The sequence below is a fragment of the Caballeronia sp. GAWG1-5s-s genome (genome assembly GCF_023631445.1).
GTDB lineage: Bacteria > Pseudomonadota > Gammaproteobacteria > Burkholderiales > Burkholderiaceae > Caballeronia.
In genome coordinates this window covers 1-8,361 of the sequence record NZ_JALQDC010000043.1, presented here as the reverse complement: position 1 = coordinate 8,361, position 8,361 = coordinate 1, and the positions used below count along the sequence as shown (strand labels likewise).

The window sequence follows — 8,361 nt, the reverse complement described above, 5'->3', positions numbered from 1 at the left end:
CATCAACTTACACCACGGCCACCCTTCCTAAGCATTTTCCCGCAAGCAGCTTTTTGCACACTTCTCGGTACATTACCTCGACCCTTGCGTTTTACGGTCGGGACGCAACTAGGATAACCATCATCGCGGAATTGATAGTGCCACGTTTGGAGCACGCTCTAACTCGCTCCGCAGAAGATCACTTAGGCTCGCCGTCTTGATCGCACTTGCCCGAGATCCATACGAATAAAGATAGAAGCCTATGGCGGATGGCAAAGAAACGTTGGAGCGCTGGCGTGACAGCATGAACGAAACGATCACAATCGGTGTTGGCGTGTCGACGCGGACTCAACCGATTCGCTCGTCGGAGAGGGCTTCTCGAAGCGCGCTGATCTACCGCCCTGCATTCCCACATCGCCTCTATCGTTGAGTGCTGTGATTTGGCAGGTCCGAGAGAACCAGTCATTCGAACGGCGTCGATGAGGCGAGATTGACCGGCCGCAACTGGCCGACAAGCGCACGCTCGTCGGCCACCGGCGATCACACTTCGGTTTGCTCAGCCATTTCGAGCGCATCGTCTACCTCGATCCCGAGGTATCGCACGGTGCTTTCAATTTTTGTATGGCCTAACAAAAGTTGCACCGCGCGCAAGTTCTTGGTGCGTCGATAGATCAACGACGCTTTCGTTCGACGCATGGTATGCGTGCCGTACGCGGTGTCATCGAGTCCAATCGACGCGACCCAGCGATGAACGATGCGCGCATACTGGCGCGTCGACACGTGTGCTGAGGCATGCAGTCGACTTGGGAACAAATAGTCGGCAGGCTTTAATCCTCGCGCCAAAATCCAAGTGGAGACACTTTGACGAGTCTGCTCTGTGATTTCGAACTGCATTGGTCGATGCGTTTTCTGCTGCATGAAAGTCGCGCGACCTACGACATGCCCTCCGGTGTAGACGTCCTGCACCTGCAGGCGCGTCAGATCACACGCTCGAAGCTTACTGTCGATCGCGAGATTGAACATTGCCAATTTGCGAGCGTTGGACGTCATCTGCAGCCTCGTTCGAATCGCCCAGATCTCACGAAGCTTCAGCGGAGGCTTTTGGCCGGTCAGCCTGCCCTTATTCCACGGCACCCGACGAGCGCCGAGAGAATTAAGCGTTTCCATGACGATCTCCTAGTCAACAAAGGAAGGTCGATTTTGCGCTTGCGGAGCGGACAATCTTCGACCCGTTCCTGTTGTCCGGTCGTGGTGTCCCGCGACGTCCGTTCGTATGATGACAGCGGTCGTTCGCGTTGAAAGCTCACGGAGCCTAGGGGACGAGCCGCCTTCACAGCGCGGTCAAACGCTCGATCATTAGACTTTCCCCGGCACCACTGTTTTGCGCCGCTCGGAACCGGCGACCGAATGCCAACTGCCGCCACCAGCAAGGCCTGCTGTCGCTTTCAGTACCGCATCCCTCACGCACTGCTACCGCTCGCGCATTTCGGCATTCACGCGTGCGGCGCACGAAGGCGAAAGGCCTGAGCTCGTGTGCCATCAAGATGCCTATCGCTTGGACGGCTATCTTATCCGCTGCTCCGATCCGTCGCTCATGACCGGCGCGGGTCTGCTGATGGCGACCGCGAGGGGCTTATGGCGGCAGTCCCAACCATGGAAAGGAAAGGCCGGTCCTAATGCGTCGAGCTATGGTATCTTGATTGGCTAACTCGTCCGTCGCGCGGGATATTCGGTCCGCGTTGCAATGCCCTTGCCTAACCTCGCGTAAGGCGCCTCGGTCGTTGGCTTCGCAACTGCGGTATCGAGGAGTCGTCTGCACAGGCGCTTCAAAGGAACGGGCTCATGAAAGCAGACTCGAAGCAACAGGGTAAAGCCAGTGGCCCTGATTTCGCCGTTGTTGGCGTGGGGGCTTCGGCTGGAGGCGTCCAGGCGCTCCTGCAGTTGTTCGAAGGGGCCCCGGCATCTCCTGGCGTTGCTTTCGTGGTCGTGCTGCATATGTCGCCCGATTATGCCAGCCACGCTCCCGAGGTCATCCAGCGAGTAACCCGCCTGCGCGTCCGCCAGGTAAGCATTCCAGTGCCTCTTGAGAAGGACACGGTGTATGTGATCCCACCCGGCAAGATGCTTTCCATGTTCGATGGGTTTTTGCGTCTGAGCGAGCCGGAGCCTCCGCGCTTGCCGCCGACTTCGATTGACGTGTTCTTTCGTAGCCTGGCCGATGCACATGGCGCTCGCTCGTTTGCCGTCGTACTTTCGGGATCAGGAGCGGATGGGTCGATCGGCATCTCGCGCATACGTGAGCAAGGGGGCGTGACCATCGCTCAACGCCCGGATACGGCTCAATATGGCGAGATGCCGCGAAACGCGATCGGAACAGGCGACATTGACCTCGTGCTTCCTGTGGATGAAATCATCCCAAGGATTCTGGTCCTGGCGCAGAACGCCAAACAGATCGAGTTGCCGGCGCCGTCGGATGAAGAACGCCTAGGCCACATCGAACCTCTGGCATCCGATGGGGAAGCAATCCACGAAGTCCTCGAGATACTCCGCGCACGAACTCGTCACGACTTCTCGAATTACAAGCGCGGCACAGTCGTGCGTCGCATCGAACGGCGCATGCAGGTCAACGGGCTTGCAACTACTGCGGCCTATCGCGAGTTCCTTGAGCGCAGCCCCGACGAAACTCCCAAACTATTGGCCGACCTGCTCATCGGCGTCACAAACTTCTTTCGGGATCCGGACGCGTTCGCGGTCTTAGAGCGCACCGTCATACCCGAGATCTTCAAGAATCTGCGGGGCCGCGATGAAGTGCGTGCTTGGGTGCCCGCGTGTGCGACCGGCGAGGAGGCGTTTTCCATTGCAATGTTGCTCGACGAAGCCGCGCGTCGCCTGCCGCAGCGCGTTCGCATATCAGTGTTCGCCAGTGACATTGACGAGCGTGCCATTGCGGTGGCGCGCTCGGCTAGCTATCCACAAGCGATCGAGAACGACCTGACACCCGCACGGCTGAACCAGTACTTCAATAAAGACGGCAGTCGCTATCAGCTAGCGAAATCGCTGCGCGACACGGTCGTCTTTGCCGCGCACAACTTGCTTCGAGATCCGCCTTTTTCGCGCATGGACTTGATCTCGTGCCGCAATGTGCTGATTTATATGGATCGGCGTGCGCAGAAGCAGGTGCTTGACACCTCCTATCTGTCGTTGCGGCCGAACGAAGGCTTTCTGTTTTTGGGTACGGCTGAGTCAGCGGATTTGGACGCGGAGGTTTTCTCACCCACCGATAGACAGAAAAAAATCTATCGCGCGCTGCCGAACGCACCGTTATCCGCATTCAACAGCCTGCACCCTTTTGTCGACCCAAACATCTCCGCCGCTGTTGGCGGCCAGACGTTTTTCCAGCTTCCTCCCGGCGTCGGTCTTAGCGGTCCGCCTCCGCTCGCGCAGGCCCGCTCACTTGATCTCTTCGGTCCGCCAGTGCTCGTCATGCGCTCGGACGGAACAATCGTCCATCGCTCCAAGACCGCGGAGAGGCTCACCGAAGACATGCGTCATACGAAGGTGGGCAATCTTTACGAAATCATACGTGTCGATGCCCAGGCAGGGGTCAGGAATGCAATCCAGCGTTGTCTGACGAGAGCCCGACCTGAGCAGGAGGCGTCTGTCCCACTGATGACCGCATCGGGTGAAGTGACGGCGGACTTCTCATTTAGGCCATTCCGCGATCTGGCCCGTGAGGAATATCTGATATCGGTTACGTGTGACCTGTTGACGCCGCTTGCCGATGCTGTGCCCGAACAGATTGCATCCGAAGACGGGGGAATGCTGGAAGCTCTCAAGGCAGCGCTGGAAGGGAGTGAGGAGCGTTTGCGCACGTCGATGGAAGACCAGCAGGCTTCCGGCGAACAACTCCGTGCGACAAATGAAGAATTGCAAGCCATGAACGAGGAGCTACGCTCCGCAACCGAAGAACTCGAAGCGAGCCGTGAGGAACTGCAATCGCTCAACGAAGAGTTGATTACTGTCAATGCGGAGTTGTTGGCGAAAGTGCATGAGTCGGCGCGCGTGAGCGACGACCTGCAGAACCTGATTACTCTTGTAGGGGTGGCGACCGTCTTCGTCGACCGCGCATTGCGCATCAAGCGATATACCGCCCCGGCGGACAGCCTGTTCAACATTCGCTCATCAGACATTGGACGCCCGCTCGAGGATCTCACGCATCACCTGGACTACCAAAGTATGGTCGCCGACTTGCGTGCCGCTTTTGAGTCACTGAAACGGTCAGAGAGAGAAGTGACAAGCAAAGATGGCCGGACCTTCCTGGCGCGAGTCCTGCCCTATCGCACGGACGATGACCGCATCGATGGCGCGGTCCTGGCGCTCATCGATATCTCCGAGCAGAAGTCAGCCCAAGTCCAGGCCCGCCTCAGCGAGGAGAAGCTCAGGCTCGCCGCACACGCGACGCATGACTTTGCCATCATCGTATTGGACGACGACGGGACTGTGGTCAGTTGGAACGTCGGTGCCAAGCGTATTTTCGGCTTCGATGCTGATGAGATGCTAGGGCACGCGCTCGATCCCATCTTTACGGCCGAAGACGTTGCCAGTCATGTCCCAGCGCGCGAGCGGGAGAAGGCTGTTCAATCGGGGCGCGCGGAGGACGAACGCTGGCATGCAACGAAAGGTGGCGCACGCATCTTCTGCAGCGGATTTCTGAGCCGCATTGAAGTACCGGGATTCGCCGGCTACGCGAAGATTGTCCACGATGCGACAAAGCGCAAGCTGGATGAAAGCAGAAGAGCGAGTGTGCTCGAGGAGGAACGCGCGACCAATACAGAAATTCGCAAGCTAAGCCGGCTGAAAGACGAATTCATCGCCGTGCTGTCGCATGAACTGAAAAATCCACTTAACCTTATCCATATGAAGGCAGAAATCCTCGCACGCCTCCCGGAAGCGCGGCATATCAGCCGCGTTCAAGAAGTGTCGGATGCGATTCAGAAATCGGTTCTGGCCCAGGCGCAGATTATCGATGACCTGCTCGATTTCTCTCGTATACAGACCGGGAAGCTAACGTTGCGATTTGCTCCGACGGACGTCGCGAACATCGTCCGCACGGTCACCGACGCAATGCAAAGAGATTACGACGAAAGCGGCATCAAACTTTCGTCCCATCTCCCGTGCACCCCGGTCCTCATCCGAGGCGACGAGGTACGCATCGAGCAGATCGTCTGGAACCTGCTTAGCAATGCGCTCAAGTTCACCCCGAGAGGCGGCGAAGTGGTCGTCCAGTTGCAACAGGATAGAGACAAGGTCAAGCTGGAAGTGCGTGACACGGGCTGCGGGATCGCACCAGATGCACTCGAGTCGATCTTCGAAATATTTCAGCAGGCACCCAACGTGCCGTATCGCGCACGAGCCGGCGGACTGGGCATCGGACTTTCGCTAGTGCGGCAACTTGCGGAGTTGCACGGCGGGACCGTCGAGGCATTGTCCGACGGCGAGGGAAAGGGCGCCTGTTTTGTCGTGTCGCTTTCCACCAATCCGACCGCGGCCGCTCGCGAGGCCGGCGACAAGGCCGCAGACCTCTCGATCTTCAGGGACGCCCGCATCTTGCTCATCCAGAGCCTGTCGGACCCTCTGAGCGCAATGACCGAGCTGCTTTCGCTTTACGGCGCCCGCATCACGACGTCGACCACTGCTGCCGAAGCGTTGCAAGCAGTAAGCAGTGCTGAGTTCGACGTGCTGGTCACCGATCTTGGCCTTTCTGACATGAACAGCTATGAACTCATTCGACGACTGAGATCGGTGCCGGGTTGCGCCGACACGCCGATCGTCGCCATCACGGACCGACCGCCGGCACAGGAGGAAACAGCGGCCCGAGACGCTGGCTGCGATGCATGCCTGCCGAAGCCGTTCAACCTGCAGGCGCTGGCAGACGTCATGCACCGGCTCGGTCGTCATCGCCGCAACATCGGTACATGAGGGAATCGCGGCGCCCTAATCACCTAATGGCACTTCCCAAGCCAACAAGATCAGCGAACGCCTGTCGTGTTGAGCTGCGGCGGTCTTCGATTCCCACGCTTCCTCTCAACGAGCGGTCGCCAACCTGAGCATCGTCGCCTCCAGACGTGCCAGCGCGGCGCGGGGCATTCCGAGAACCAGGTACGAATGGACGAGCGCGAGGCCACACCGCAACTCGGGCTGATAGTCGAGCCAGTCCTTTGCAAGCCCCGCAACTTGGAAGACTTCTTTCGCAAGCAATGCGTCTGCCCAGTCTGGCGACTCGTCGGTACGGCGTTTGAGCGAATCGACCAGGAATAATACGTCCGTTGCCTTCATTGCATCTACCAAGCGGTACCGCATCTATCTTGCGATTTTAAGAGTCAGGACGCTGATGCGCCCTGCACCATTCCGAGCACTCGCCGTGCCACGTAGTGACGATGCCGCTCGTGCAAAAGACTGCCATAGACGAGATTGGACAGCACGCCCGCTTCGCCGAAGAACCCTGAAGCGCCTGATGGTTTCGCGACGGGCATAGCGCCGCGCGGTCCCTCGCGGTCGGTGACCGAGCGCTCGCTGAGTGGCGTGGTGATTGCTCATTGGTCAGACAAGCTACGCGTCAGCACGAATCAGGCGCAGAAGCATCCGTCGGTTCCAACGAGCAAGGACCAGCATGGTGAGTGACGTACCGTTTCCAACTCCTCACAAGTGTGCCATCTGGACACGCAAACGACGCGAGTATACTGGCTCCCCCGTTGTGCTCGTCGTCGACGACTATGCCGGTACGGCGGACGCGATCGCTATGGTGTTGACGCTCGAAGGCTTCTCTACGCACATCGCATATGACGGGCGATCAGCCATCGAGACGGCTCGCCGTCGGCAACCCGACATCATCGTCTTGGACATCTGCATGCCGGATTTGTCGGGGCTCGAAGTCGCGAAGTCGGATGCATCCTGCGGTCTGATCCGTCGACTTGCGACGCAGTCTTGGTCGGCCATTCGGCTCTCTCGGCCATAGCGAACGTGGAAGAGGCCAGGAAGTCCGGCTTCAACGCGTACTGCTCCAAGCCGACGGATCCCGCATGCCTGGGCGCGCTGCTGCGATACCTTTGCCCATCCACCGCCATTGCCAAGTATCGGCGGCGAGAATCAGCAGGGACGGGAAGTTGCAGAAAGCGGATCGCTCAAGCAAGGACGAGTGATTGCTAGGGCGGTCTGGACTCGGAACTCAGTTAGCGGCGATCGCGGATCCGGATCGGCCGTATGGCCCTTATCGCCGCTCTTTCGGACGTTCGTCTGTCCAAGTGATCCCCATAGCGAATGGCGCTTTCTGTTTAGGGTTGTAGGACGCCTGCCCTGATCCATCGGCACGTCAACACGCCCAGGCGTCAGCGGGCAGGCGTCCTACAAGCCCCAAGGGAGGAAACCGCGGAGTGCCCCGACGTGGTCTGAACCTTTCACCGCTATGGAGATTTGTTCAACCTCATTGAAGGCACGGCGTATATGAACGGGGATAAATGTGAGTCAGGGCAACCACGATTGCAGCAGCGACGCTGCTGGGCGTTGCTATCGGCCGGACCGGCCAGCAACAGACTGCCCGTATGGAGTCGTAGGCGCAAGCGTCTCCTACGCGCTCTCTTTGCCGAAGAGCCGACAGTTGATGTGTGAATCCTGACGCGATGGCATTCATGCGTGTTCTCGCTCAACCGGTGGTGCCCGGATAGGTCTGCTGCGCTGGAGTAGGTCGATGATGATCATCGGCGAACCACAGTGCCGGCAAACGAAGGTCGGCGACGCTTCGACTGTAGCAATGTCGTTGGCACTGCTGCCGAGAGTGGCAGACGCTGCGCCCAGCAACTCGCGTATCTTCGCGAGATTCGCGCGCCGCGATGGGTTCGCGAGCAGGCCGTAATGGCGGATGCGGTGGAAACCGCCAGGCAATACGTGTAACAGGAAGCGACGCGTGAACTCACCTGTTTCGAGGGTCATGGTCTTGTTGCGGGTGCGTCCGTTTACCCGGTAGTCCTTCCAGCGGAAGGTAACGCCGTGTTCGTCGAGCGCGACCAGGCGTTGGTTGGAGATCGCGACGCGGTGGGTGTAACGCGACAGGTAGGCGAGCACCGCTTTAGGTCCCGCGAACGGGCGTTTGGCATACACGACCCACTCGGATGCGTGCATTGGCGCGAGCCACTTGGCAAAGGCTGCGAGATCGTTGAGCTCGGCGTATTCGCCAAAGAACCGCAACTGCCCTCGGTGATAGGTCGCTTCAAGTTCTTCGAGGAAGCGCCGGCGAAACAGCCGCGAGAGCAGTTCTGTGCGTCAAGTTGTGCAGAAACCGGATGCCAGTGGTTTCAGTTGATCCTTCTGTGCGGCGTGCGGTGCGAA

General features: G+C 59.0%; 4 protein-coding genes and 1 pseudogene. 2 read left to right on the top strand and 3 right to left on the bottom strand.

Translation table 11 applies throughout. The features are described from left to right. Positions 1–519: 519 nt before the first annotated feature. Complete coding sequence (locus NCR34_RS26650) at positions 520–1,146, bottom strand: tyrosine-type recombinase/integrase (RefSeq protein WP_250501301.1); 627 nt, start codon at positions 1,144–1,146, stop codon at positions 520–522. A 675-nt stretch (positions 1,147–1,821) separates the two neighbouring features. Between NCR34_RS26650 and NCR34_RS26645 the strand changes: the two genes are divergently transcribed. Beyond that, the gene (locus NCR34_RS26645; protein ID WP_250501300.1) at positions 1,822–5,958 is read left to right on the top strand and encodes a chemotaxis protein CheB; all 4,137 of its coding nucleotides are present in this window, start codon (positions 1,822–1,824) and stop codon (positions 5,956–5,958) included. A gap of 105 nt (positions 5,959–6,063) precedes the next feature. On the opposite strand, the gene NCR34_RS26640 is transcribed toward NCR34_RS26645, so the two are convergent. Then, positions 6,064–6,315 carry a hypothetical protein gene (locus NCR34_RS26640; protein ID WP_250501299.1) on the bottom strand — a complete coding sequence of 84 codons (252 nt, stop codon included), beginning with the start codon at positions 6,313–6,315 and terminating at the stop codon, positions 6,064–6,066. A gap of 334 nt (positions 6,316–6,649) precedes the next feature. Here NCR34_RS26640 and NCR34_RS28295 point away from each other — a divergent pair, with 334 nt between their 5' ends. Further along, positions 6,650–6,994, top strand: coding sequence for a response regulator (locus NCR34_RS28295; RefSeq protein WP_350029465.1), 345 nt, complete (start codon positions 6,650–6,652; stop codon positions 6,992–6,994). A gap of 668 nt (positions 6,995–7,662) precedes the next feature. Here NCR34_RS28295 and NCR34_RS26630 read toward each other — a convergent pair. Then, positions 7,663–8,286: pseudogene (locus tag NCR34_RS26630) on the bottom strand (IS91 family transposase); the annotation flags it as partial. Positions 8,287–8,361 lie beyond the last annotated feature (75 nt).